The following is a 24,302-nucleotide window of genomic DNA, read 5'->3' on the forward strand; positions in this document are numbered from 1 at the left end:
CTCAGCTAGGTGTGCAGCAGATGACGGTGCAGGGTTCCGGCACGCAATGCTGCGGGTCCGTAAACGGGTTGCAGGCGGGCGGCGTCACGGGCGGGTCGGTGCAACTGAGGTTGTCGCACGCGGGTGGCGGCACGCTTGTCACGGGTGGGTTGCCGGGATTGACGGGCGTGCCGCCATTGCCCGGCCCCGGCGCGGAAACGAGGCTGTTGCCTTCGATGGCGTCGGACTGCATGTGCACGGTGACGTGCGTCACCACGGGGATGCGCCCGCTGGCCAGCAGCTTGGTGTGAAAGGCGTCCGTGTGCGGGTCCAGCCATTTCAGGTAGGTGGCATACAGATTCTTGACCAGCGGAACTTTTGGCAGGTAGCCTTGCGTGATGCGCAGCTTGATGAGGTTGGCGTCCTGGATGGTTTGGCCGGAAGTGGTACCCACTTTCTGCTCCTTCAGGCTTTGGCCGCTGTACGGGATGACGCGGCGGTTGCCCGTATGCAGCGCGATTTGCCTGTGCACGTCGTTCCAGTCATCAAAACTTTGCCGGGTCGGGTTGAGCAGCTCGATGCTGGCGTTACCCGTGCCGTTGGCGCCGAGGTCAGCGTTCGCCTTGGCCAGCGAAGCGGCGAGCTGGGCTGGCGTCTGGCCGCCGCCGTACAGGGGGATCAGCGCGCGCGTGTACGCCGCGTAGGCGCTGCTGACGCTGGCATGGGCGACGGCCCCTTCGCGCGCGGCCATGAAGGCCGCGTAGTTGATTTGTGTCCGGGCAAAAAACAACATGCCGTATTGCAGGATCGACAGTCCCAGCAGGGTGATGATGGGGCCGACCACGGTAAATTCGATCATCGCCGCGCCGCGCTGGGCCTTGTCCCGCATGCCGGCCACCGTTGCGGGCGCAGCTTCCAGCCGTGGATGCCGCAGGCGGTCGCCGGGGCGGATGTGCAGGGCCGCGATGGCGCCGGCGGCCAGTTCCAGCGTGTGCGCCGTGCGCGGCGCATGCCAGCCGAGGCCGCTGAAGCTGGCGCGCCACGGGCGCAGGCCGGCCACGCAGCGGGTGACGACGCCGTGCCGGTCGAGGTAGACCACGTCGATGGGATAGCGCATGCAGGCCGCATGCACGCTGGCGCAGCGCGTGATCAGCAAGCCTTGCGCGCGATGCAGCGGGGCGGCCAGCATCAGGCCGCGCAGGCGCGCGACAAACGTGTCGGCCAGGCGCAGGTCCAGCGCGTGCGCGCCGCTGGCCGTGTGCAGGATGCTGGGGGCGGGTATCGGCATGGCGCGCTCCTTATAGGCCCGACTGCATGAATTGCACGACGATGGGAAAGAACAGCACGATGAAGGTGCAGGGAAAGATGAAGGCGATGAGAGGGAACAGCAGCTTGACGGGCGCTTCCATGGCCAGCTTTTCGGCGCGCAGGAAACGCTCGGAGCGCCGCTGGTCGGCCTGTGCCCGCAGCACGGGGCCCAGGTTCATGCCCATGCGTTCCGCCTGGATCAGCGCCGTGACGAAATTGGTCACGGCCGGTTCCTGCACCCGTTCGCTCATGGCGCGCAGCGCGTCGGCACGCGCCTTGCCGCTACGCACATCGCGCAGCACGCGCTTGATTTCGTCGCACAGCGCGCCTTTCGGCCCTTTCAGCGCCGCCTGCTGCAGCGCGCCCTGCAAATTGAGACCCGCTTCCACGCACAAGGTGATGAGGTCGAGGTAGAAAGGCAGCGACTTGTTCAGCGCACTGCGGCGCAGCGCCATGCGGTCGCGCAGCCAGATAGCCGGGTAACACCAGCCGGAAGCCGCGCCGGCAAGCCCCGCTTGCCAGTAGCGGACGGCGCCGACACCGCTGCGGCTGCCCTGGCCCAGCGAATCGAGCACCCAGCACGCAAAGGCGGCGACGATCAGCGCGCACAGCAGCCGCGCCGCGATGAATTGCGAGGGGCTGAGGCTGTATTCCAGGCCCGCCTTGCGCAGGCGCACGGGCAGCGCGGCCGTGGGCGCCCTGGCAATGAAAGGGCGCAGCGCATGGCCGCCCCAGTGGATGGGCCACCACAGCAGGCGGAAGGCGAGCGGCGGCGCGTCCTTGTAGCTGCGGTCCTCGGCCGGGATGGCGGCGACCGCCCTGGCCAGCAGGGTCGCCAGCAGGGCCATGGCCAGGCCGGACAGCATGGCCAGGGCGGTGATGGTGAGTTCGATGCGGGTGGGCGACATGGCGGCGCCTAGACATCGATGGCGACGATGCGCCGGATGACGTGGATACCCAGCACTTCCAGGGTGGCGATGACGGCCAGCGCGCCCCAGCCCATGCGCGTGTGCCACAGCTGGTCCATCGCCTGCGGCTCCATGTGGTCGAGCACGAGCATCAGGGTGACGGGCAAGAGGCCGACTATCCACGCCTGCAACTTGCCCTGCGACGTCAGCGCGCGGATCTTGCCTTCGATATGCAGGCGGTTGCGCACCGTGTTGGCCGTGCGTTCGAGCATTTCCGCCAGGCCGCCGCCCGTTTCCGTCGCGATGCGCATGGCCGACACCACGAGGATCGTGGTCTGGGTGGGAATGCGCCGCACCAGGCCGTTCAAGCTTTGCTCCAGGGTGACGCCCAGGCGCTGCTCGCGCAGCAGCAGGGTGAATTCCTGGCCCAGCGGCGCCTGCGCCTCGATGACCAGCTGCGACATGGCCAGGTTCAGGCTCAGCCCCGCGCGCAGGGCACCGGCCAGCATCATCAGCGCGTCCGGCAATTGTTCTTCGAACTTGCGCAGGCGGCGCCGGCGCAGCCAGGCATACACGGCGCGCGGCAGCAGGGCCAGGCCGATGAAGGCCAGGGCGGCCACCAGCACGCTGCCGCTGGCCAGCCCGGCGATGATGGCGCCCAGGGTCATGCTGGCCGCGTGGGCCAGGAAGATGCGCGCCGGATCGACGAACAGGAAGAATTCGCGCACCTGGAAGCGCGTGCGTTCCGTGAAGTGGGCGCGGTAGCGCAGCATGGTGGCGATGCCGATGTCGATCACCAGCCAGGCGAGGATGGCCGCCGCCAGCGCGGCGATGGCGGTGATGAACAGCAGCATGTGGGCGGCGTTCATGGCGCTGTTCATGTCGCCTCCCGCTGGCGAAAAATCGTCGTGTCGAGCGGCTGGCCCTGGCTGCGCAAGGTTTCGTAAAAGCCCGGCAGCAGGTCGCAGCCGCTGAAGTAGCCGCGTAGCGTGGCCCCGTCGCTCTTGCCGGCGTAGCCGAGGTGGACGAAGCGGAACAGTTCCTGCATCTGGAACTTGCCGCTTTCCATGCCCGTGATTTCGGTGATGCTGGTGACCAGGCGCGTGCCGCAGGCAAAGCGCGTCTGCTGCACGATCAGGTGGATGGCGGAAGCGACCTGGTCGCGGATGGCGGACAGGGGCAATTCCATGCCGGCCATCAAGACCATGGTTTCCAGGCGCGCCAGGGCGTCGCGCGGGCTGTTGGCGTGCAAGGTGGTGAGCGAACCGTCATGGCCCGTGTTCATCGCCTGCAGCATGTCGAGCGCCTCGCCGCCCCGGCATTCGCCGACGACGATGCGGTCGGGGCGCATGCGCAGGGTGTTGCGCACCAGTTCGCGGATGGACACGGCGCCCTTGCCCTCGACATTGGCGGGGCGCGCCTCCAGGCTGACCCAGTGCTCGTGGTGCAGTTGCAGCTCGGCCGCATCTTCCACCGTGATGATGCGCTCGCCCGCAGGAATGAAATTGGACAGGATGTTGAGCAAGGTCGTCTTGCCGGAACCGGTGCCGCCCGAAACGACGATATTCTTGCGCGCCGCCACGCACACTTGCAGGAAGGCGGCCATGTCGGCGCTGAGGGCGCCCAGTTGCACCAGATTGTCCGCCGTCATCTTGTATCTGGCGAACTTGCGGATGGTCAATGCCGGGCCTTTCAGGGCCAGCGGCGCGATGATGGCGTTGACGCGCGAGCCATCCTTCAGGCGCGCGTCGACCATGGGCGAGGATTCATCGATGCGCCTGCCCAGCGGCGCGACGATGCGCTCGATGACGCCCAGCACGGCCCGTTCGCTGGTAAACGTCAGCGGATGCCTTTCCAGCTTGCCGTCGCGCTCGATATAAATCCGGTCGAACTGGTTGACCATGATTTCCGTGACGCCCGCATCGTCGAGCAATTCCTCCAGCGGCCCCAGGCCCACGGCTTCGTCGAGCACCTGCCTGGCCAGCAGTTCGTAGTCGAGTTCCTCGGGAATATCGGCCCGCTGCGCCCGCATGATGTCGTGGATGTAGCGCCGCGCTTCCGTGCGCAATTGCTCGTCGCTCATTTTCGACACGTCGTGGCGGCGTAAATCCATGGTTTCGAGCAAGATGGCGTGCAGGCGCTGGCGCCATTCGAATTCCAGTTGCTGGCGTGCCTGCGGTGCCAGGATGATGGCAAAGTCCTCTTCCGGCGCGGCGCCGTCGGCCGTTTGCCGCCGCAACTGTTCCTGCATTTTTTCCGCCGCCAGGCGCGAGGCGTGGATTTCCGCCGTGGCGCGCTGGTTGCGCGTGGCGGCGCTGCTCGAGCGCGAGTGAAAGGCGGCCGCCTGCACGGGACGGGCCGCGCCGGCCGCTTCCTGCACCTGCAACCTGTAGGGACCGATGCCGATCACGTCGCCGGGCGCCAGCGGGCCGTGCTGGCTGCGGATGCGCACGCCGTTGACGCTGGTGCCCGCATAGGAGCCCATGTCTTCCAGCAACACGCCGGAGGGTGTCTTGAGCAGGCGCGCGTGTTCCTTGCCGATGCGCCAGCTGTCGAGCCAGATGTCGTTGCTGGTCTTGCTGCCGACCATGCAGTCGTCGGGCACGTTGACTTGCCTGGCGCTGCCGTCGGGGTGGAGGATGTCGACCTGGAACATGATGGCCTTCACTGCGCCGGCACGGACGGCGGCGCCTGGTTGAAGCGGGCCGCATCCGCGCCGGGCTGCAGGGGATCGCTGAGGTGGGGCTGCTGGCCCAGCTGCCGCTCCAGCCGCTGCGTGGCGCTGCGCGCCCGGTCCGCCAGGCCGGCGCTGCGGCTGTCGACGATGCTGGGCGTGACGAACACCACCAGCTCCGTTTCCTTGTTCTGGTAGCACTTCGAGCGGAACAGGGCGCCCAGGACGGGGATGTCGCCCAGCAGGGGCACCTTGTCGACGTCGCTGCTGCTATTGCGTTGCAGCAGTCCGGCCAGAACGATGGTTTCGCCCTGGCGCACATTGAATTCCGTGCGCGTGCGCCGCGTCAGCAGGGCCGGCCCGCTGCTGGTGGACAGCGAAGCGTCGATGGAACTGACTTCCGATTCGATCACGGCGCGGATGACGCCATTGCTGCCCACCTTGGGCTCGATGTCGAGTTTGATGCCGTAGGGCTTGAACTGCACCGTCACGCCGTTGACGGTGGCGACGGAATACGGAATCTCGCCGCCGGCCAGGAAGCTGGCCTTGTAGCCGCTGCGCGTCGACAATTGTGGTTCGGCAAGGATACTGGCAGTGCCATTTTGTTGTAGTGCAAGTAACTGCGCGTTCAGGCCCAGGTTGATGGCGCTGAGGATGGTGAGGTTCGAGGGCAGGGGCACGAAACTGCCGTTGCCGCCATTCGGCACGGTGATCGGCGGCGCATTGGCCTCGCCCGTGCGCACGTTGATCGCATAGCGGCCCGCATCGCCGCGGCTGGACGGCGCCCAGATGCCACCCAGCGCGGCGCCGCCTGTGGCGCTCCATTTCAGGCCCAGCTCGCGCAGTTCCGTACGGGGAAACTCGACCACCTTGACGTCCATCATGACCATCTGTTCCCAGCCGATGGGGCTGGTGAAATTGACGATTTGCGGATAGCGCCTGGCCAGTTCCGCCACTTTGTCGCGGTCCGCGTCGGACAATTCATCGCCTTCGACGACGACCTTGTCGCCCACCACGCTGGCCTTCGCTTTCGGGATGGCCGACAAAAAGCTGGCGATGTCGCGCGCATAGCGGCGCATGTCGAGCGGCAGCACCGTCACTTTCACGCGCTGGTAGCGGCCATCGTGGTGCCAGACGAACAGCGAGGAGTTGCCGGCGCCGTTGGCGAAAATGATGACATCCCTGTCGTCGAGCGCGTTGGCGGTGATGACCTGGCCATTGCCCACGGCAATGCGCGCCACGCCCGGCGTGGGGAAGACGCGCGATTCGCCCAGGTACAGCTCCAGTTCGGGCTCCGCTTCGGCATCGTCCTGCTTGCCGATGGGCTGGTAGCGCGCTGCCGTATTGCCGGCATTGGCCGACTTTGGCATGCTGCCGGCCTTGGCCGCGAGCGGCGCCTTGCCTTGGATTACGCCCTGGGGCGCCGTTTGCGCGCGGGCACAGGCCGGCGCCGCCATGCCCGCGCCCAGGATCAGCGGTATGCAAAGGGCTTGCAGCAGAGAGAGGAAGTAGCGTTTCATGGGACTTTGTCCATCCAAAGGGCGTGCGGTGGCTTGCGTACTGGCGCAAGGCAGGCTGGCGCCGGCACGTCTCAGGGAGGCGCGGCGGCAGCGTTGATGAGTGGAATGGGCGGCGGCGCGGCCACTGGCGCCGGCGGCATCGCCATTGGCGGATCGGTGCCGCTGCGATGACCCTGCAGGCGCAGGGCGTCGGGTGACGCCGGCATGCCGTTGCCGCCATACAGCACGGGGATGCCGCGCCGCTGCGGCAGGGGAAGGCTTTCCGGGCGGGCATCGAACAGCAGCGACAGGTCAGAGTCTGGCTGGCCGGGTGCGGCCTTGTCCGCCGGATTGCGCAGCAGGGCCGTCAGCTTGCCGTTTTCGCGCGCGATGATGAGGTTGCGCGCCTGCGCGGGCGTGGTGTCGAGGGTGACGGTGGAAAATTGCGCCGCCTCGCCGTTTTTCGCGTCATCCACCGAGCGTTGGCCCGTGGCCATGACTTGCATGCTTTGCAACAGGGGCAGCACCACCTTCCTGCCGTTCTGGTCGATGGTCAGCATCAGGTCGATCAGGTCGCCCGGTTCCAGCATGCCGGAAATCGAATTGATTTCGTCGACCACCACCGTGATGGCGCGCCGCCCCGCCGCCAGGCGCGCGGAAAAGGTGGGCACGCGCTTGCCCGCCATCTGGCTCCACATGATCATTTCGCCCGCCTTGACGGGGAAGGCGATGGCGTTGCCGGCGACGCGCTCGAAATCGCCCGGCCGCACGGCGCCCGAGTGGACATACTCGACGGGGATCTTGCGCACGGCCGCGTTGTCGCTCGACAAGATCGTGTTTTGCGCCAGATCCATCTTCGCGACGACGACGCTGAGGGTCTGATGCACATTGCGCGCCTCGATTTCGGCCACCCGTGTGCTGAGGAAGCTGCGCGTGGCGACGGCGGCGAGCAGGCCGATGGTGAGCGCGGCGCCCAGCACCACCCAGGTCTTGTTGATCTTCGATAATGCAGGAAAGGGAATTTTCATGATGCTCAGCCGGGCAGGGAAATGGCGTGGCTGAAGTCCTGGTACACGGACTTGAAGGCGGCCAGCAGTTGCCTGAGCACGCTGCTCTCGCCGCTCATGCCCACGCCCAGCGCGATGGCCAGCGCGGCGCAGACGATGGCGTACTCGACGCTGGATTGGCCCTCTTGCGGCCGGCGGTGGCGAAAGCGGGGCCTCATTTGGCGGACTCCAGGCGCGTGACGGTGTTCAGGGCGATGGCCGTGTCGCCCTGGCTGCCGCGGTAAATCACCGCGAGCGCTTCACTGGCGGAGGTCTTGAAAAATAGCGAGGTGGCGCCGCCGGGCGCGCTGGTGGACGAGTCCGTACGCTCGAGCGTGTAGCCTTGCGCTTCGAAGGTGCGGCGCAGGTGGCGGACATTGGCCTCGACGCCCATGGTGTTGCTGACAGTGAGCAACTCGGCGCGGCGCGGGCCATCGACCGAGCGCGTTTGCGTGAGCAAGCGCGAACCGGCGGGGAAGCGCGACAGCAGCCGGTCCGTGGCGCTGTCGCGCGGCCCCGGCGCGGCGCCCAGGTGACTGACGGCAAGGATGCCGCGCGTACCGCTTCCCGCGGGCTGCAGTTGCACCGTGGCGTAAAACTCGCCCAGCGCCCGCCCCAGCACCAGCGTGCCGTCCCGCGTGTGTTCGGCCAGCGGTTGTCCCAGACTGGCGCGGAACTGCGCCGCCACCTGGTCCGGCGTCCTGGCGGACAGCACGCCGCGCAGGTACAGCGGCAGGCCATTGACGCGTATCTCGCCCCCTGTGGCAAAGGTTTCAATGCCGGCGGGAATGGCGATCGCGGGCCAGGCTGGCGGCGCTGACCCAGCGGCACCGCAGGGCAGCAACAGCGCCAGTGCCGCGCCGGATATACGCCGAAGATATTGTTTGACTGTCATTTCTGCAATCTCCCCTGATGCGGATAAGGTGGATGATGCGATGCCTACTTGAGCCGGTCGGGCGGCACGACATCGCGCCAGAAGTCGAGCTGCCCCAGCTTCGGTCCTTGGATGTGCCCCATTTCCACCAGGGTCACGCTGGCATTGACCACGCCTGCCGCATCGCGCAGCGCCGTGGCGGGAACCAGCAGCTTGCTGTCGAGACGGGACTGCACCTGGGCCGGCGAGCCGGCCGCCCAGCCATCGATGGCCACGCTCGTATGGCGGTGGATGGCCAGGTCGAGGCTGTCAAACGGTTGATAGGCGACGATGCCGGCCGGTAACTTGGCCAGGCGCACGCTGACGTTGCCCCGGTAAATGCCGCGGCTTTGCAAGCCCAGTTCGTCGGCGGTGTGCACGCCTGCGGATGTGCCCACCAAGCCGTTGAAGGGCTCGCCGTCGCTGGCGGGCGTGAAGGCGCCGGCATGGCTGGCCGCGTTGCCGGGGCCAAAGCTGACGGCCACGTCGCCGCCGAAGTCCGCGATCAGGGCGCCGCCGGCAGGCCCGCGCCAGAACAGGTTCTGGTGCGCGAGAAAATTACCGGCCGTATCGCCTGTCTTGATGGGAGCGTCCGCATTGCTGAAAAAGCGCCGGCGCACCTCGCCGGCCAGGGCAGCCGGCGCCTTCCAGCCGCCTTGCGCGTCGTTGTGCGTGATTGCCTCGAAGGTGACGTAGCGGCTGGCCATGCCGGCCTGAGTGGCGATATCCTGGTATTTCGCGATCAGGGGCAGCAGCAGGTACAGCGGCAGCAGGGCGGCGGCGAGCACGAGAAACTCCGTCAGCGCCTGGCCGCGGTTGTGGCTTTGGCGCAAGTTGTGCCGTTTCATGGCCGGCTCCCCGGGCGCGTGATGCGAAAGCCGCCGTCCAGGTAGGGCGTGAAGACGGCGTTCGGCACCAGGGTATCGAGTCTCGCTTGCGTGGCGCGCAGGGCGATGCCGTTGGGCGAGCTCATTTCCAGGGTCATGCCGGACATGCCGGCTTCACCTACAGCGTCCAGCGAGGAGAAGGAGCCGCCGCGCGACAGGCAGTTCCTGCCGTCCGGGTCGAGTGGATTGGGCCGGACCTCGCATTCCAGGCCGGCGATGGTCTTGCGTTCGCCCGTGCCCGTTTGTGGGTGGGCTTGCATGGCGGCGGCGAATGCGGCCATGGCCGGGCTGCCGGCCGCCTGGCGTACGATGTCCGCCCTTTGCGCCGCCGTCATTGCCGGCTGGTGCCGTGGCGGCGCGGCGCGCGCATGCCCCGTGGCATCGCAATGGCCGTGCGCCGTCTTTGCCAGCAGGTCGATTTCGCACGTGCCCAGGCTCGATGACAGGCTGGCCGTGCCGGTGCGCGCTTCCATCAGGCTGCAATCGCGGGGATCGATGGCATAGGACAGGCCGGCGGCGTACACGATGCTGCGGTTGACGGCCGCATAGGTGTCGAGGCGCATGCTGATGACATGTTCGGGCCATGCCTGTGGCGGCTTCGAGGCGATGCCCCGTTCGCTGTTGCGCTGCACGCAGGCCTGCACTTCCGCGTGCAGGCGGGCCAGGCCGGCGGCGTCGCCGGGCTTGCCGTCCAGGTAGCCGCGCGCGCTGACCAGGTGGACCTTGACGGTGGCGTCGCGTCCCGCCAGTGCTGCGTGGGCCATGGGCATTTGACGCACGGCATCTTCGCCCGGCGTGCTGGCCACGGCCGGCAACAGCGCACAAAGCAGGAGGAGCAGGGTCAGGCCAGACGGCTTCATCGCGCGCCTCCCAGTGCCGTGGCGACAGCCAGGTCGGCCGCCGAGGTGGACAGGAGGCGCACTTGCCAGTAGGGATTGAACAGGCTGGCCAGTTCCGTTTTGCCATCGTCGCGCCCGCCCGGTCGCTCGAAATACACTTGCGCCGTGGCCACTGCCGCCAGCACGTCGTGGGCAGGCTTGCCGTCGATGATGGCCAGGTGGCCGCCCGGCTTGATGCCTGAACTGCCATCGGATGTCCTGAGCTGGTCTTTCGCCCGCGTCAGGCGAATGGCGAAGGTCAGGCGCGGCTGCGGATCGGTGGAGGCGTAGGCCAGGGCCGGCACGGCGATGTCGGAAAAGGTGGGCAGGCCGCTGTAATGCCAGTCGCTGCTGCTGGCAAGGCCGCTGGCGCGGGGATTGTTGGCGCGCGACTGGCCGTAAGCGGCGCCGCTGTCGTCGGGCGTGCCGCTGGCCGCCGCTTGCGCGCCATAGCCGAGCGGCATTTCATCATCGTCGCAGGTAGGCAGGTGAAACAGGCCATGCGTATGCCACGACCAGTGGTGCAGCGAGGCCGTATCCATGGCTTTCCATGCATCGAAGTCGACGAGTTCCGTGCCGCCGCGCCGGCGGAACTCCGCCTTGTTGCCCAACAGGCAAGGCAGGTGGTTGGCCGAGGTCCAGGAGCGCTGCCGGACGAAGGCGTCGCGGTGGGCGGCCGCCAGCGCCGCCTGCTTGAAGCGGCCCCGCTCGGCGCCCGCATACGCGCGGATGAAGCTGCCGCCCTCGAACAGCGTGAACGTGTCGGTGAGGGGCATGCTGTCGACCCGCACGCTGCCATCGCCCGCATAGTTGGCGTCGGCCACCTGCTGCATCAGGGCCTGACGGGCCGGCAAGATGGTGGCCGCCATGTTCGCCTGCGCCCCCTGCAGGATGGCCTTGGCCGCTTCGGACGCCAGCACGCTGGCCTGCGCCGCTTGCTGCGCCACCTGGTCGACGGCTTGCGCGGTATTCCTGGCGGTAGGCAAGCTGAGCAGGTAGCAGACGGGAATGTAGTCGAGCAGCACCAGTGCCGCCGGCACGGAGTAATAGCCGCGGCAGTTGAGGGGCGTGACGTTTTCCGTATGTTTGACGACATGGGAGGACCACGCGGCGATGCTGACGGCTTGCGCGATCATGACCTCGTTGGCCATCAGCGCGCGGTTGGTGTAGGCGTCGAAATTGAGGGCGCGCGCCTGCATCACGGCGGCGCTGTAGGCGACGGCATCGGCCGTATTGACGAGCTTGTTTTTTTCCGCCGTGAGCTGGCCCGTATTGAAGACGAAGAGCAGGGCGGCCAGGCCGCCCATGAGAACGAAGATGCCATAGATGAGCGCCTGGCCCTGCTGGCGGCGTTGCGCGAGGTGGGGCGGGCGGAAGGCCTGTTGCGCTGTCATGATGATGGGGCCGGGGCGCTCATTGGTTTGGGAAGTCGCTGGTGGCGGCCTAGTCCTGCTTGCCGGTGGTGGCCTGGTCGCCGTAGGTGGACAGGCTGTTCTTCGCCGTGTCCTTGGCGGCCGTCTCGGCCTTGGTGGCGGCCCCGCCTGCCTTGGCGATGGCGGCCGTGCCGTTCTTGCCCGACACTTCCATGGCGATGCCGGCCGTCTGGTTGCGTATGGTGGCGCCGAACAGTTGATATACGCCGATGGCGGCAACGGCAATCAGCGCCACGATGACGATATATTCCGTCATGCCCTGTCCCAATTGTTGCCGCATTGACTTGATTTTCCGCATAACAGGTTTCATTTGAAATACCTTTCAGTTGAGAAAAGACAAACAATGGATGAATAAAAAGAGAAAGCCTGCTCATCGTATGGCCGTTTTAATCAGCTGGTTTAATCGATATCAAGCCAGCTGAAGATTTGCGGGGAAGTGGCGCAGCCTGTGGCAGGCGTGCGCCAAAAAAACGACAGACAATATGGCTACGTTGCCGGCAAACAGGAGGCGCCATGTCCGACATCCTCGAACTACTGCAATGGCCCGCCATGGCCGCTTCGCTGCTGGCGGCCTGGCTGGTGGGCGCGCGCACCGTCGCTCCCACTTGGATATTGTCAATATTGAATGCTTCATCAAGGCGACATACATGCCGGGCCGCCGTCCTGCACCCATTTCAAGGCGGAAAATGGCCGTTCGGGCCTGGCGCCATCAGATATTTGCTGTCTTATATAAGATTCGTCGCCATCGGATACACAAACAGCGGCAGGACAGTCTAAAATACGTGGTGGGCAAGCACGGCGTCACCGCCGGCACACTAGCCGTCCAAAGCAAGGCTAACCGTCCTGTGTTTGGAATGAAGAAAGTTAACCACCAGGCATCACCGCATACAAGGGAATGAACATGGCAACACAAAAATCCAAAATCATCTACACGCTGACTGACGAGGCGCCGCTGCTCGCGACGTATTCCCTGCTGCCGATTATCAAAAAATTCACCGCGCCGGCTGGCGTGGATGTCGTCGCCACGGATATTTCGGTGGCGTCGCGTGTACTGGCCGAATTTCCCGAATTCCTGACGGACGCGCAAAAAGTCCCGAATACCCTGGCTGAACTGGGCAAATTGACCCAGAATCCAGACACCAACATCATCAAATTGCCGAACGTCAGCGCTTCCCAAGGTCAATTGATCGCTTGCGTGCGCGAATTGCAAGGCCGTGGCTACAAGCTGCCGGACTATCCGGAAGACGCGAAGACGGAAGAAGAAAAAGCCTTGAAGGCCCGTTACGGCAAATGCATCGGCAGCTCGGTCAATCCGGTCCTGCGTGAAGGCAATTCCGACCGCCGCGCTCCGAAGGCCGTCAAAGAGTATGCACGCAAGCACCCGCATTCGATGGGCGAGTGGAGCCAGGCGTCGCAAACCCACGTTTCGCACATGCATCATGGCGACTTTTACCATGGCGAAAAATCGCTGACCCTGGAAAAGGCCCGCGATGTCAAGATGGAACTGGTCACCGCCTCGGGCAAGACCATCGTGCTGAAACCGAAGGTTTCCCTGAAAGCGGGCGAAATCATCGACAGCATGTTCATGAGCAAGAAAGCGCTGCTGGAGTTCTACGAGAAGGAAATCGACGACGCCTTCAAGACGGGCGTGATGTTCTCGCTGCACGTCAAGGCGACCATGATGAAGGTCTCGCACCCGATCGTCTTCGGCCACTGCGTGCGCATTTTCTACAAAGACGCGTTCGCCAAGCACGCCGAACTGTTCGACAAGCTGGGCGTGAATGTCAACAATGGCATGAGCAATCTGTACGACAAGATCGAGACCCTGCCGGCGTCGCAAAAAGATGAAGTGCTGAAAGACTTGCACGCCTGCCACGCGAATCGTCCGGAACTGGCCATGGTCGATTCGGCCAAGGGCATCACCAACTTCCACTCGCCGAACGACATCATCGTCGACGCGTCCATGCCCGCCATGATCCGTATCGGCGGCAAGATGTGGGGCGCCGACGGCCGTCCGAAAGACGTCAAGGCAGTCATGCCGGAATCGACTTTCGCGCGTATTTATCAGGAAATGATCGGTTTCTGCAAATGGCATGGCAACTTCGATCCGAAGACCATGGGCACCGTGCCGAACGTGGGCCTGATGGCGCAGCAAGCGGAAGAATACGGTTCGCACGACAAGACCTTTGAAGTGCCTGAAGGCGGCACCGCCAACATCACCGACCTGGAAACGGGCGAAGTGCTGCTGACCCAAACGGTGGAAGAGGGCGATATCTGGCGCATGTGCCAGGTCAAGGACGCGCCGATCCGCGACTGGGTCAAGCTGGCCGTCACGCGTGCGCGCAACTCGGGGATGCCTGCCGTGTTCTGGCTCGATTCCTACCGTCCGCACGAGAACGAAGTCATCAAGAAGGTACAGGTGTACCTGAAGGAGCACGACACGAGCGGCCTGGAAATCCAGATCATGTCGCAGACGCGCGCCATGCGCTACACGCTGGAACGCGCCTTCCGCGGCCTGGACACCATCTCGGTGACCGGCAACATCCTGCGCGATTACCTGACCGATTTGTTCCCGATCCTGGAACTGGGCACGTCCGCCAAGATGCTGTCGATCGTGCCTTTGATGGCCGGTGGCGGCATGTACGAAACGGGCGCCGGCGGTTCGGCACCGAAACACGTCAAGCAACTGGTGGAAGAAAACCATTTGCGCTGGGATTCGCTGGGCGAGTTCCTGGCCCTGGCCGTGTCGCTGGAAGACATGGGCATCAAGACGGGCAATGCGAAGGCCAAAATCCTCGCGAAAACCCTCGATGAAGCCACCGGCAAGCTGCTGGACAACAACAAGTCGCCATCGCCACGTACCGGCGAGCTCGACAACCGCGGCAGCCATTTCTACCTGGCCATGTACTGGGCACAAGCCCTGGCGGCGCAGAAGGACGACGCGGAACTGGCGGCGCACTTCGCTCCCGTGGCAAAAGCCCTGGCCGATAACGAAGAAAAGATCGTTGCCGAGCTGAAAGCGGTACAAGGCAAGGAAACGGATATCGGCGGCTACTACCTGCCCGATCCGGCGAAGACGGAAGCGGTCATGCGTCCGAGCGCCAGCCTGAATGCCGTGCTGGACACCATCTGATGCAGTCCTGACAGGCGGTAAGTTCTTTACTGCCTGACAAAAAACAACGCCGCCGGGAGCAATCCCGGCGGCGTTTTTTATTGTTTCCTGCCTTTATTTGTAGTGCTGGTAGACCGTCGTGCCATTGGCTTTCACCAGGAACACGTCGTAGGGATCGTTGCGCGGTCCTTCCATGCCTGGCGAGCCCATGGGCATGGCTGGCACGGCCAGGCCTTTTGCCTGGGGTTTCTCGCGCAGCAGGCGCTTGATGTCGCTGGCGGGCACGTGGCCCTCGATGGCGTAGCCGTTGACGATGCCCGTGTGGCAGGAGCCGAACTGGTCGGGTATGCCGGCGCGCTGGCGATATTGCGCCGGCATCTCGACGTTCTTGGCACGCACGGTAAAACCGTTCGCTTCCAGGTGCTTGACCCATGCGGTGCAGCAGCCGCACGACGCGCTTTTGTAGACGTCAATGACGGGCAGGGCCGCGATGGCGAACGTGGGCAAGCCCAGCATGGCGGCGCAGGCGCCGCGCAATAAGAAATGTTTGATCATGTGTTGCTTTCAGACGAATAAGGTCTATCGTGGCCACACGGGTGGCCTGCTTGGGACGAGTTTGGAATTTAAGCGGAAAGCGGCCGCGGCGGCCGCGGCGGCCGGCGCGGGCCGTCGGGAATGAATCCCGTCAGCAAGGTGGCCGTTGCGATGGTGACTTGTTGCGCGCCGGTGCAGGCTGCGGCAGGCAGGGAAAGGCAGGGCGGCATCAGCGCGCCCAGGCAAAAGCTGGAGCAGGCGCCGCAAGCGGGGTGCTTGGCAGGGGCCTTGTTTTCTTCTTGCGTGCCGGCGCTGTGCGGGACGGCGGATGACTGCGCAGCGTGATGCTGGCAGTCCGCTGCCATCATGGCGGCAGGCAAGACAGCGAGCGGCGCGCACGCACGCGTGACGCCGCTTGCTGCCGCTTGCAGCGGCACCGCCGTGATCAGCAGCAGGATCAGCCATGTTTTGAAGAGTCTTAGCATCGCCGGAAAGTATAGCATAGGGGTATTGTCGCCAGAAGCAGGCGCCCGCTAGCGCTCGGCGGCACCCGCCTTCGATGTGTACATGGCCCGGTCCGCATGGCGCAGCAGCAGCTGCATGGTATCGCCGTCGTCCGGGAAGTGCGCGACGCCGATGCTGACGCTGATGCGCAGGTGGCGCCCATCGCCAAGCCGCAGCGGGGTGGCCAGCGCCGCGTGGATTTTCCGTTCGATCAGCATCACATCGAGCGACAGCGGATTGTTTTCCAATAGCACGACGAATTCATCGCCGCCCAGGCGGGCCAGGGTGTCGGTCTCGCGCAGGCAAGCCCTGATCCGGTCCGCCACGGCCTGCACCAGCAGGTCGCCACAGGCATGGCCGTAGTGGTCATTGATTAATTTGAAGCGGTTCAGGTCAAGAAACAGCAGCGACAGCCGGCCATCATGGCGTTGGGCACGCGCAAACGCCGTCTGCAGGCGGTCATGGAACAGGCGCCGATTCGGCAGGCGGGTCAGTTCATCGTGCATGGCCATGAAGTGCATGCGGCTCTGCAGTTGCTTGCGCTCGATGGCGATGGCAAGTTGTTTGGCGACGAATTGCAGCAAATCGAGCTCGTGTTCGTTGCCTGTGGACGCTCCCTGGCCGCTTTGCAATACCAGCACGCCGATGATGCCGCGCGACGACTGCAGCGGGACGGCGAGCCAGTACTCCAGCAGGTCGCCAGCGGCAACCTGCAAGGCGGGCGGCAAGCCGGCCAGCTGGCCAGGCTCGATCAGCAAGGCGCGGCCGCTGCGCTGCACTTCTTCGCACAGCAGGCCCGCCAGCGCGGCGTGCGTTGCCGGCGTGCCGTCCAGTTCCCGCTGCGCTTGGTGCAAGTGCTGGCCGTGCTCGTCCTGCAGCGAGACTGTCAAGCCGCACGCGGGCAGCAGTTCGCGCACGATCTGGTGGATGCGCTGGAGCAGGGCCGGCAGTTCCTCGGTCGCATGCGCCGCCTCGGAGATGGCGTACAGCGCCGCCTGCTTCGCCTGCGTCTGTTTCAGCGTCGTGATATCGCGCGCCACCGCCACGCGCAGCTGGTCGGTGGCGGACCAGCGGGCCGACCACATGATGTGCGCGACGCGCCCGTCTTTCCTGGTGTAGCGGTTCTCAAAGTGGGCCTGGGCATGGCCGTTCATGATGGCCTGCGCCGCCGCGATGGTGCGCTGACGGTCGGCTGGCGCGACCAGGTCGAGCATGACCATGCCGATCATTTCTTCCTGGGTGTAGCCGAAGATGCGTTCGCAGGCGGCGCTGACAAAGACAAAGCGCCCATTCACATCGACCATGCACACGGCGTCGAGCAATAAATCGGTGAAGCTGGCGACCGGCGCGCTAATCAGATGTTTCATATGTTCACTATTTTAGTGGACATTGCCGATCGATATCGAGATTGTTGTTTTTAGAAAACAAAGAGCGTTGATCGCGGCTTGCCGCGCCGGCAGCGACGGCGGCATGCCGATGCGGAGCAGGTGTCGGCGCCAGCCTGTCAATCATCGACGACAAACGCGTCCGGGTCGAGTGGATCCAGCGTGACGATGGCGCCGCTGTCCGGCGCGCCGCCGCTCTGGCTGAGGCGTGCATGCAGCTGGGCCAGATAGTCGGCGCGGCAGCGGCGCAGCACGTAATCGCGGAAGTTATCCTGTTCCAGGGCGCGCCAGGCGCGTTCGCGTCCTTGCGCCGAGCGCCTGCCGGCCAGCTCGATGAGCGCGGGCGTGATGCCGGCGTCGCCGCGGCAGAGGCGCGTGTAGCCGTAGCGGTCCATATACGGGCCGGCGAGCGTTTCGATGAGGTTGATCTCATCGTCCGACAGTTGCTGCCTGAATTTGTCGATGTTGGCCGCGATCGGCGCATGGCAGTTGGCCGACCACAGCGACGACAGCTGTGCGATTTGCCGCGCTTCCGCCGACGCCGCCACGTCCAGCATCTGCGGCAGGAAGGCGATGCCGAGAAAGTCACATACCGTTTCCAGCGTTTCGTGTTGCCGCGACAGAAAATCTTCATAGCGTATCGTCAGCACGCGCTGCCGATGGCGCTGCACGACGTGGTCGGCGGCTGTATGGGCGGCGAGCCAGGTCCTGGCATTGAGCAGCGTGTCGAAATCGTGGATGATGGCGCGGTTCATCGACGCCACTTGCGCGCGCGGATCGCGCACCACGTTCAGGAACAGCATGTCCGGATACAGCCGCACGATGTCGTCGGCGTAGTGCACGCTGTCGAGCGACTTGTCCATCACCACCTGCGCCTGGCGGCGTTCGCCGGCGCGCAGCAGCAGCTCCCATGCCACGCGGTGGATGCTGCGCGGCTGGCCGCGCAGCGTTTCGAACACTTCCACCGGATCGAAGACGACCCCGGGCCACTTGACCATGCTGACCGCCGCCAGGCCCACCACATCGACCACCAGGCGAAAGTAGGCGCGGTCGTCGCGCAAGTCGCCGTACAGGGGCAGCAACGGCATCATGTCGACCAGGTGCAGCGGATACGGTGAATAAAACTGCGGCGACAGGTTCAGGCGCAGGCGCAGGGCATGGCTGCCGCAGCGGCGCAGGGGAATCATCATGACAGGGCGCGGGCGCGCGCCGTGGCCGGGGTGGTGCGTGGAACTCATCTCATCCTTCCTCGAACAGGTGGGTGCGCGGCATCAGATGAAGCGCGGGCACAGCTGCTGGAACAGCCGTTCGCAAGCCTGTTCCAGCGACAGCGTGCTGGTATCGAGCGTCAGCGCCGGCGCCAGCGGTGCTTCGTAGGGCGCCGAGATGCCCGTAAATGCCGGGATCAGTCCGGCCCGCGCTTTTTTGTACAGTCCCTTGGGATCGCGTTCCTCGCACAGCGCGCATGGCGTGCTGATGTAGGCTTCGATAAAGTCGTCGCCGCCGATGATCTGGCGCGCCATTTCGCGGTCGCTGCGCAGCGGCGAGATGAAGGCGCAGATGACCATCATGCCGGCGTCGTTCATCAGCCTGGCCACGACGGCGCCGCGGCGGATGTTTTCCTGGCGGTCGCGCGGAGAAAAGCCCAGGTCGCCATTCAGGTGGTGCCGCATATTGTCGCCGTCGAGCACGCAGCTCAGGCGGCCCTGCGCCAGCAGCCGCCTTTCCAGCGCGTACGCCAGCGTCGACTTGCCTGCGCCGCTCAGGCCGGTCAGCCACAGCGTCGCGGCCCGCTGGCCGGCCATCAGCCCTCGTTGTTCCTTGTCGATATGGCCCGCATGCGGGAAGATGTGATGCGCTCCGCCGCCCGCAGCGGCGATCTGTTCCAGTTTACCCACGTGCGCCACTCCCCCGTTGCCGGCTCAAAACTGTTCCCATTCGATTTCGCTGGGCTTGGCGGCGGCCGGACGGGCCGGCTTCGCCGTGGCGGGCGGGCGCCGCGCCGCCAGCGGCGGTGGCGGACGGTGGACCACGCGCAGTCCCGCCTCGCGGCCGCCTGCCATATTTCCTACGCGGAAGACGCTGACCACGTCGTTCAGGCTGTTGACCTGTTCCTGCATCGCTTGCGCGGCGGCGGCGGCTTCCTCGACCAGCGCCGCATTTTGCTGCGTCACATTGTCCATTTGCGTCACGGCCATATTGATTTGCTCGATGCCGGCCGATTGCTCCTGGCTGGCGGACATCATTTCAGACATGATGCCGGTGACGCGCCGCACGCTGGCGACCACTTCGTGCATGGTCGATCCGGCCTGTTCCACCAGCCGGTTGCCGGCCTGGACCTTGTCGACCGAGTCGCCGATCAAGTCCTTGATTTCCCTGGCGGCGGCGGCCGAGCGCTGCGCCAGGTTGCGCACTTCGGTGGCCACCACGGCAAAGCCGCGCCCCTGTTCTCCGGCGCGGGCCGCCTCGACGGCCGCGTTCAGCGCCAGGATGTTCGTCTGGAAGGCGATGCCGTCGATGACGGCGATGATGTCGACGATCTTGCGCGCCGAGACATCGATGGCCGCCATGGTGTCGACCACCTGCGCCACCACGGCGCCGCCCTTGGTGGCGACATCGGAGGCCGATTCGGCCAGCCCGTTGGCCTGGCGCGCATGGTCGGTGTTGATGCGCACGGTGCTGGTCAGTTCTTCCATGGACGAAGCGGTTTGCTCCAGCGTGCTGGCCTGCTGCTCCGTGCGCGAAGACAAGTCCAGGTTGCCCATGGCGATTTGTCCCGCCGCCGTGGCGATGGTTTCGGTGCTGGCGTGCACTTGCTGGACGATTTGCGCCAGGCTGTCGCGCATCGATTGCATGGCGTACAGCAGGCTGTGCGTGTCGCCGGCGCGGGTATGGATGGGCACGGCCAGGTTGCCGCTGGCGATCTGTCCGGCGATCGCCGCCGCTTCGTCGGGTTCGCAACCGAGTTGGCGCGTCACGCCGCGCGTGATCAGCACGGCGGCCAGCAGGCTGGTGAGCAGCGCCAGCGAGCCGATGCTCAGCATCACCAGGCGCGCCTGGCTGTAGGCGGCCTCGGCGATGATGGAAGCCTCGTTGTTCTGCTTTTCCTCGACGGCGATCAAGGAGCGCAGCAATTCCCACCAGCGCTTTTGCACGGGGCGGAATTCATAACGCAGCAGCTTGTAGGCGTCGTCCTGCTTCTGGTCCAGCGCCAGCGCGGCGGCCCGCTGGATGAAGGGGGCCGCCAGCTCGCTTTGCGTGCGGATCTGTTCGAGCAGGCTTTTTTCTTCGTTCGACGTGCCCCCCAGGCTGCCGAACATCGCCCCCAGCTTTTGCTGGGCGGCGGCGTATTTTTTTTCCTGGTCCGCGATGCGCGCGACCTCGATCTGGATTTCCTTCTCTTCTTTCAGCAAAATCAGATTGCGCAGCGCCAGCGCCCGCTCGGTTACTGTCAAGTCCATAGTCTGAGCGAGCCTGGTTTCGACGTCGTTGACCTTGGTTGCTTCATCCATGCGGTCCTGGATTTGCCGCATGCTGGTCAGTCCCAGCGCGATGACCAGCAACAGGAACAGGGCGACCAGGCCAAAGCCCAGGCCGAGCCGCTTGGCTATGGTTAAGTTCAGAAATCTCATGCTGCCTCCTTAAGGCTGTGCTTGCTGTTTCGCATAAGCTAATGCGGATTTATCGCGAAGCACTCAGCGATCATAGTGATTGCGGGCAGACGGAATGTCACACAAAGTCACTTTCAGCATTTGAGCAACAGTAGAAATTTACTTGAGGCAACAGTTCCAATTTGAGTTAAATGACGCGCCCTCGTTGGCGCCACTACTGGGGCGGAGCGTGACTTGTATCAAGAATGAAAAATTTTCATGCCACATTGCGCTCATGATTTCACCTTTCACGTCGTTATAGCTGTGTCTGCCTGGCACCTGAAGCGGCGTGTATCCCACGTCTGGCTGAAAGTGGGCTAGCTTGACGATTGATTGTTGTCAAAAACTGAAAGTTATGAATATCTCACCCATACACCACCACTCGTTTAGCAAGGCATAACGACCATGACCTCCGTCTCCCCGATCCCGAGCTGGAATCCAAGCCCGTCCCGCACGCTAGCCGCTACGGCAAGCGGGGTGGACACGCCCTCATCCCCGGCGCCGTCCCCTTCCGCCATCGTCGCCTTCGGCGGCCCGCCGGCCGTGTCATCTCTCGTGCCTTCGCCGATGGTGTGGGAAAGCGCGCCGCGCGACAAGGTGAGCGAGGCGATGACGAAAAGCTTCTCTTCGTATGCGTTTGGCGGTCGCTTCAGCGGCCTGGGCGCGGCCATGCTGGGCCAGGCCAAGCTGGGCAACTACAATTTCTCGCAGGCGATGCGCCAGCCGCCGCCGAGCACCTCGCCGAATGTCTATGCAGCGTCCGGCATCGCGCCGGGTAGCCTGCACGGTAATGGCGAAGACCGGGTTACCCTCAGCATCACGACGAAAAGCGGCGTGGAAGTCAAGCTGGCACTCGACAGCCAGGGCGACGGACTGGCCGTGAACATGACGACGAGCGGCGACCTCAGCGACGCTGAAGCCAGCGCGCTGGGCGACCTGGCAAAAGGTTTTCAGGAAGCCATTGATGGCATGGGGCGCGCCACGCCGAAAATCAAGCTGGAGGGCTTGATGCAGTTCGACCAGCAAGTGCTGGCCTCGGTGAAACTGCATGCGGAAGTCAAGGTGCGCGGCGAGCCGGAAAGCGTGCAAACCCTGGATTTCCAGGCCGACGGCGCGCAGCGCAAGGTCAGCTTCAGTGGCGAGGCCGGCAGCCTGGACCTGAAGGTCGATGCCAGCCAACTCAATACCCTGGGCAGCAAGGAACGGCAAGCCAAGGCGCTGGGCAGCTACATGAAGCAGTTCGACCAGGCGGCGTCGCGCGGCCATGGCGACGCGGGCCTGGTGGCCATGCTCAAGGACAGCTTTACAGCCCTGCACAGCAATTCCGCCGCGCCGCAGGTGGCCACGGACACGCCCGAGACGGGCAAGTGGCGCCTGGCGGCCGAGGACAAGTCCATCCTGACGGGACTGGCCGATTTCAGCGCCTCCGTGTCGCAGACCGTGAAATTCAGCAATCCCATGCGCAGTGCGGAAAAGGATGGCTTCAATTATGAAGTGTCGCAAAAGACGGCGCAGACCGGTGCCAGCCAGGATGCACGTTCGATCCGGCAGCAGCAGCAATCGAAGCTCAGCGCCAGCTACCATGAGACCCTCGTCCCCGGCGTGCCGCTGCGCCTGACAACCAACACGGAATCGCAGAACTATACCTACCACCAGATCGAGGATACGGCCAGCAGCGACGCGCAGGTGGCCTACAAGGATGGCAAGATGGTGAAGGCGAGCTTGCAGCAGGAGGGCCGCCAGTCCGAGCATGTCATGAAGTATTTCCTGGGCAAGCTGGAATCGGACAAGACCACGCCGGGCAATTATTCCGTGCTGCGTGACCTGTTGCCCGTGCTGGGGCCGTACAAGACGGGCGAGCTGGGCATGACGCCCGAGAAAAAGGCGGAGCAGCGCCAGCAGGCGATGCTGACCTTGAGCGACGACGTGCTGCTGCAATCGTATGCGGGCCAGACCGTCAGCATGTGGCAAGCCAATATGCCGCAGGAAAAGGGCGAGGCCGCCGCCGCTTAAAAACGCCAGCGCCCAATACGAAAAGCCCGTCTGCGAAGGCGGGCTTTTTGTTTGTTGATTACCTGTTTATTGCTTGATATGGAGCAAGGCAGTCTATGCCTTGGCCTTGCTTTGCTTGATCCAGTAACCGACGCCCAGCGCGGCGAGCCACACGGGAATCAGGTAGACGGAGATGCGCAGGCCCGGCGTCAGGTACATGATCACCAAAATGCCGGCCAGGAAGACCAGGCACAGGTAGTTGGTGAACGGGTAGCCCAGGCTCTGGAACAAGGTCGTCTTGCCCTCGGCCTTCTTTTGCGCGCGGAAGCGCAGGTGGATCCAGCTGATCATGGCCCAGTTGATGATCAGCGCGGAGACCACCAGTCCCATCAGCACTTCGAACGCTTCGCCCGGCATGAAGTAATTGACCACCACGCAGGCGCCCGTGGCCAGGGCGGACACGCCCAGCGCCGCCAGCGGCACGCCGCGGCGGTTCAGGTGCAGCAGCGCGCGCGGCGCATTGCCCTGCTTGGCCAGGCCGAACAGCATGCGCGTGTTGCAGTACACGCCGCTGTTGTAGACGGAGAGTGCCGCCGTCAGTACCACCACGTTCAGTGCCGTGGCCACCAGGTTGCTGTCGAGCGCATGGAAGATCAGCACGAACGGGCTGCCGCCGGTGACGACGTTTTGCCATGGGTACAGGGACAGCAGAATGCCCAGCGCGCCGATGTAAAAGATCAGGATGCGGTAGATGGCCTGGTTGGTGGCGCGCGGAATCGTCGTGCTCGGGTCGTCCGCCTCGGCCGCCGTGATGCCCACCAGTTCCAGGCCGCCGAACGAGAACATGATGACGGCCATGGCCATCACCAGGCCCTGCCAGCCATTCGGGAAGAAGCCGCCGTGCTGCCACAGGTTGGCCACCGACGCTTGCGGACCGGCGTCGCCGGACGCGAGCAGATAGGCGCCGAAGACGATCATGCCGATGATGGCGACCACCTTGATGATGGCGAACCAGAATTCCATCTCGCCAAACGCCTTGACGTTCAACAAGCTGATGGCGTTGATGGCGCAAAAGAAGATCAGCGCCGAGACCCACGTGGGCACGCCCGGCCACCAGTACTGCACATAGATGCCGACGGCCGTCAGTTCGGCCATGCTGACGAGTACATACAGTACCCAGTAATTCCAGCCCGACAGGAAGCCGGGCAGGTGGCCGCAGTATTTGTCGGCGAAATAGCTGAAGGAGCCGGCGACGGGTTCGTCGACCACCATCTCGCCCAGCTGGCGCATGATCAGGAAGGCGATGACGCCGGCGATGCCATAGCCGAGCAGCACGGAAGGGCCGGCCATCTTGATGGTTTGCGCGATGCCCAGAAACAGGCCGGTGCCGATGGCGCCGCCCAGGGCGATGAGCTGGATGTGGCGGCTTTTCAGGCCGCGCTTGAGCTCTTGTGGTTCGGTATTCCCGACTGCCGTCATATGTTTTATCCTGTTTTTACGGGGCTGAGGTCGCTGATTCTAAAGCATGGGCGCGCAAAGCAGGAGCGAAATGCATGTTGCACTGCGGAGGCGCAAGAAAAGCCCCGCATCTTCGCCGAAC

General features: G+C 64.6%; 22 protein-coding genes. 3 read left to right on the forward strand and 19 right to left on the reverse strand.

Annotation, left to right across the window (positions count from 1 at the left end):
• Position 1: 1 nt before the first annotated feature.
• From KY494_RS00705 to KY494_RS00760, 12 genes are all read right to left on the reverse strand, one after another.
• Positions 2-1,267, reverse strand: coding sequence for a DUF192 domain-containing protein (locus KY494_RS00705; RefSeq protein ID WP_219889478.1), 1,266 nt, complete (start codon positions 1,265-1,267; stop codon positions 2-4).
• A gap of 10 nt (positions 1,268-1,277) precedes the next feature.
• A complete protein-coding gene (locus KY494_RS00710; protein ID WP_219889479.1) occupies positions 1,278-2,195 on the reverse strand; it encodes a type II secretion system F family protein in 918 nt (305 codons plus the stop codon).
• A gap of 8 nt (positions 2,196-2,203) precedes the next feature.
• Complete coding sequence (locus tag KY494_RS00715) at positions 2,204-3,076, reverse strand: type II secretion system F family protein (protein WP_257572358.1); 873 nt, start codon at positions 3,074-3,076, stop codon at positions 2,204-2,206.
• Positions 3,073-4,851, reverse strand: a complete 1,779-nt coding sequence (locus KY494_RS00720; RefSeq protein ID WP_219889480.1) for an ATPase, T2SS/T4P/T4SS family — start codon at positions 4,849-4,851, stop codon at positions 3,073-3,075. The genes KY494_RS00715 and KY494_RS00720 overlap by 4 nt, the downstream gene beginning before the upstream one ends.
• Before the next feature lie 8 nt (positions 4,852-4,859).
• Positions 4,860-6,389, reverse strand: a complete 1,530-nt coding sequence (locus KY494_RS00725) for a type II and III secretion system protein family protein (RefSeq protein ID WP_219889481.1) — start codon at positions 6,387-6,389, stop codon at positions 4,860-4,862.
• 71 nt (positions 6,390-6,460) lie between these two features.
• Positions 6,461-7,396, reverse strand: a complete 936-nt coding sequence (cpaB, locus tag KY494_RS00730) for a Flp pilus assembly protein CpaB (protein WP_219889482.1) — start codon at positions 7,394-7,396, stop codon at positions 6,461-6,463.
• Positions 7,397-7,401: 5 nt separating this feature from the next.
• Positions 7,402-7,593, reverse strand: a complete 192-nt coding sequence (locus KY494_RS00735) for a hypothetical protein (protein WP_219889483.1) — start codon at positions 7,591-7,593, stop codon at positions 7,402-7,404.
• A complete protein-coding gene (locus KY494_RS00740; RefSeq protein WP_219889484.1) occupies positions 7,590-8,309 on the reverse strand; it encodes a hypothetical protein in 720 nt (239 codons plus the stop codon). Before KY494_RS00740 ends, KY494_RS00735 begins: the two co-directional genes overlap by 4 nt.
• A 44-nt stretch (positions 8,310-8,353) precedes the next feature.
• Positions 8,354-9,175 (reverse strand): hypothetical protein, encoded by an 822-nt coding sequence (locus KY494_RS00745; protein ID WP_219889485.1) that lies wholly within the window; start codon positions 9,173-9,175, stop codon positions 8,354-8,356.
• The gene (locus tag KY494_RS00750) at positions 9,172-10,074 is read right to left on the reverse strand and encodes a hypothetical protein (RefSeq protein WP_219889486.1); all 903 of its coding nucleotides are present in this window, start codon (positions 10,072-10,074) and stop codon (positions 9,172-9,174) included. The genes KY494_RS00745 and KY494_RS00750 overlap by 4 nt, the downstream gene beginning before the upstream one ends.
• Positions 10,071-11,486 carry a pilus assembly protein TadG-related protein gene (locus tag KY494_RS00755; RefSeq protein WP_219889487.1) on the reverse strand — a complete coding sequence of 472 codons (1,416 nt, stop codon included), beginning with the start codon at positions 11,484-11,486 and terminating at the stop codon, positions 10,071-10,073. The genes KY494_RS00750 and KY494_RS00755 overlap by 4 nt, the downstream gene beginning before the upstream one ends.
• Positions 11,487-11,535: 49 nt before the next feature.
• On the reverse strand, positions 11,536-11,781 hold the full coding sequence (locus KY494_RS00760) for a Flp family type IVb pilin (protein ID WP_070218525.1): 246 nt from the start codon (positions 11,779-11,781) through the stop codon (positions 11,536-11,538).
• Positions 11,782-12,038: 257 nt separating this feature from the next.
• On the opposite strand from KY494_RS00760, the gene KY494_RS00765 reads away from it, so the two are divergent.
• A complete protein-coding gene (locus tag KY494_RS00765) occupies positions 12,039-12,302 on the forward strand; it encodes a hypothetical protein (RefSeq protein WP_219136899.1) in 264 nt (87 codons plus the stop codon).
• 124 nt (positions 12,303-12,426) lie between these two features.
• Positions 12,427-14,658 carry an NADP-dependent isocitrate dehydrogenase gene (locus KY494_RS00770; RefSeq protein ID WP_219889488.1) on the forward strand — a complete coding sequence of 744 codons (2,232 nt, stop codon included), beginning with the start codon at positions 12,427-12,429 and terminating at the stop codon, positions 14,656-14,658.
• 93 nt (positions 14,659-14,751) lie between these two features.
• On the opposite strand, the gene KY494_RS00775 is transcribed toward KY494_RS00770, so the two are convergent.
• From KY494_RS00775 to KY494_RS00800, 6 genes are all read right to left on the reverse strand, one after another.
• Positions 14,752-15,192 carry a DUF411 domain-containing protein gene (locus KY494_RS00775; RefSeq protein ID WP_219136901.1) on the reverse strand — a complete coding sequence of 147 codons (441 nt, stop codon included), beginning with the start codon at positions 15,190-15,192 and terminating at the stop codon, positions 14,752-14,754.
• Positions 15,193-15,260: 68 nt separating this feature from the next.
• Positions 15,261-15,656 (reverse strand): hypothetical protein, encoded by a 396-nt coding sequence (locus tag KY494_RS00780; protein ID WP_219889489.1) that lies wholly within the window; start codon positions 15,654-15,656, stop codon positions 15,261-15,263.
• Between the two features lie 48 nt (positions 15,657-15,704).
• Positions 15,705-17,042 carry a diguanylate cyclase domain-containing protein gene (locus KY494_RS00785; protein WP_219889490.1) on the reverse strand — a complete coding sequence of 446 codons (1,338 nt, stop codon included), beginning with the start codon at positions 17,040-17,042 and terminating at the stop codon, positions 15,705-15,707.
• A gap of 137 nt (positions 17,043-17,179) precedes the next feature.
• Positions 17,180-18,298: a sulfotransferase gene (locus KY494_RS00790; RefSeq protein ID WP_219889491.1), complete on the reverse strand. Its 1,119-nt coding sequence runs from the start codon at positions 18,296-18,298 to the stop codon at positions 17,180-17,182.
• A gap of 33 nt (positions 18,299-18,331) precedes the next feature.
• Positions 18,332-18,958 (reverse strand): adenylyl-sulfate kinase, encoded by a 627-nt coding sequence (gene cysC / locus KY494_RS00795; protein WP_219889492.1) that lies wholly within the window; start codon positions 18,956-18,958, stop codon positions 18,332-18,334.
• Between the two features lie 24 nt (positions 18,959-18,982).
• Positions 18,983-20,692, reverse strand: a complete 1,710-nt coding sequence (locus KY494_RS00800) for a methyl-accepting chemotaxis protein (RefSeq protein ID WP_219889493.1) — start codon at positions 20,690-20,692, stop codon at positions 18,983-18,985.
• A gap of 423 nt (positions 20,693-21,115) precedes the next feature.
• On the opposite strand from KY494_RS00800, the gene KY494_RS00805 reads away from it, so the two are divergent.
• Positions 21,116-22,723, forward strand: a complete 1,608-nt coding sequence (locus KY494_RS00805) for a hypothetical protein (protein WP_219889494.1) — start codon at positions 21,116-21,118, stop codon at positions 22,721-22,723.
• A gap of 93 nt (positions 22,724-22,816) precedes the next feature.
• On the opposite strand, the gene KY494_RS00810 is transcribed toward KY494_RS00805, so the two are convergent.
• Complete coding sequence (locus tag KY494_RS00810; RefSeq protein ID WP_219136907.1) at positions 22,817-24,181, reverse strand: amino acid permease; 1,365 nt, start codon at positions 24,179-24,181, stop codon at positions 22,817-22,819.
• Positions 24,182-24,302: the final 121 nt, after the last annotated feature.

The sequence above is a fragment of the Janthinobacterium sp. PAMC25594 genome (assembly GCF_019443505.1).
Classification (GTDB): Bacteria; Pseudomonadota; Gammaproteobacteria; order Burkholderiales; family Burkholderiaceae_D; genus Janthinobacterium.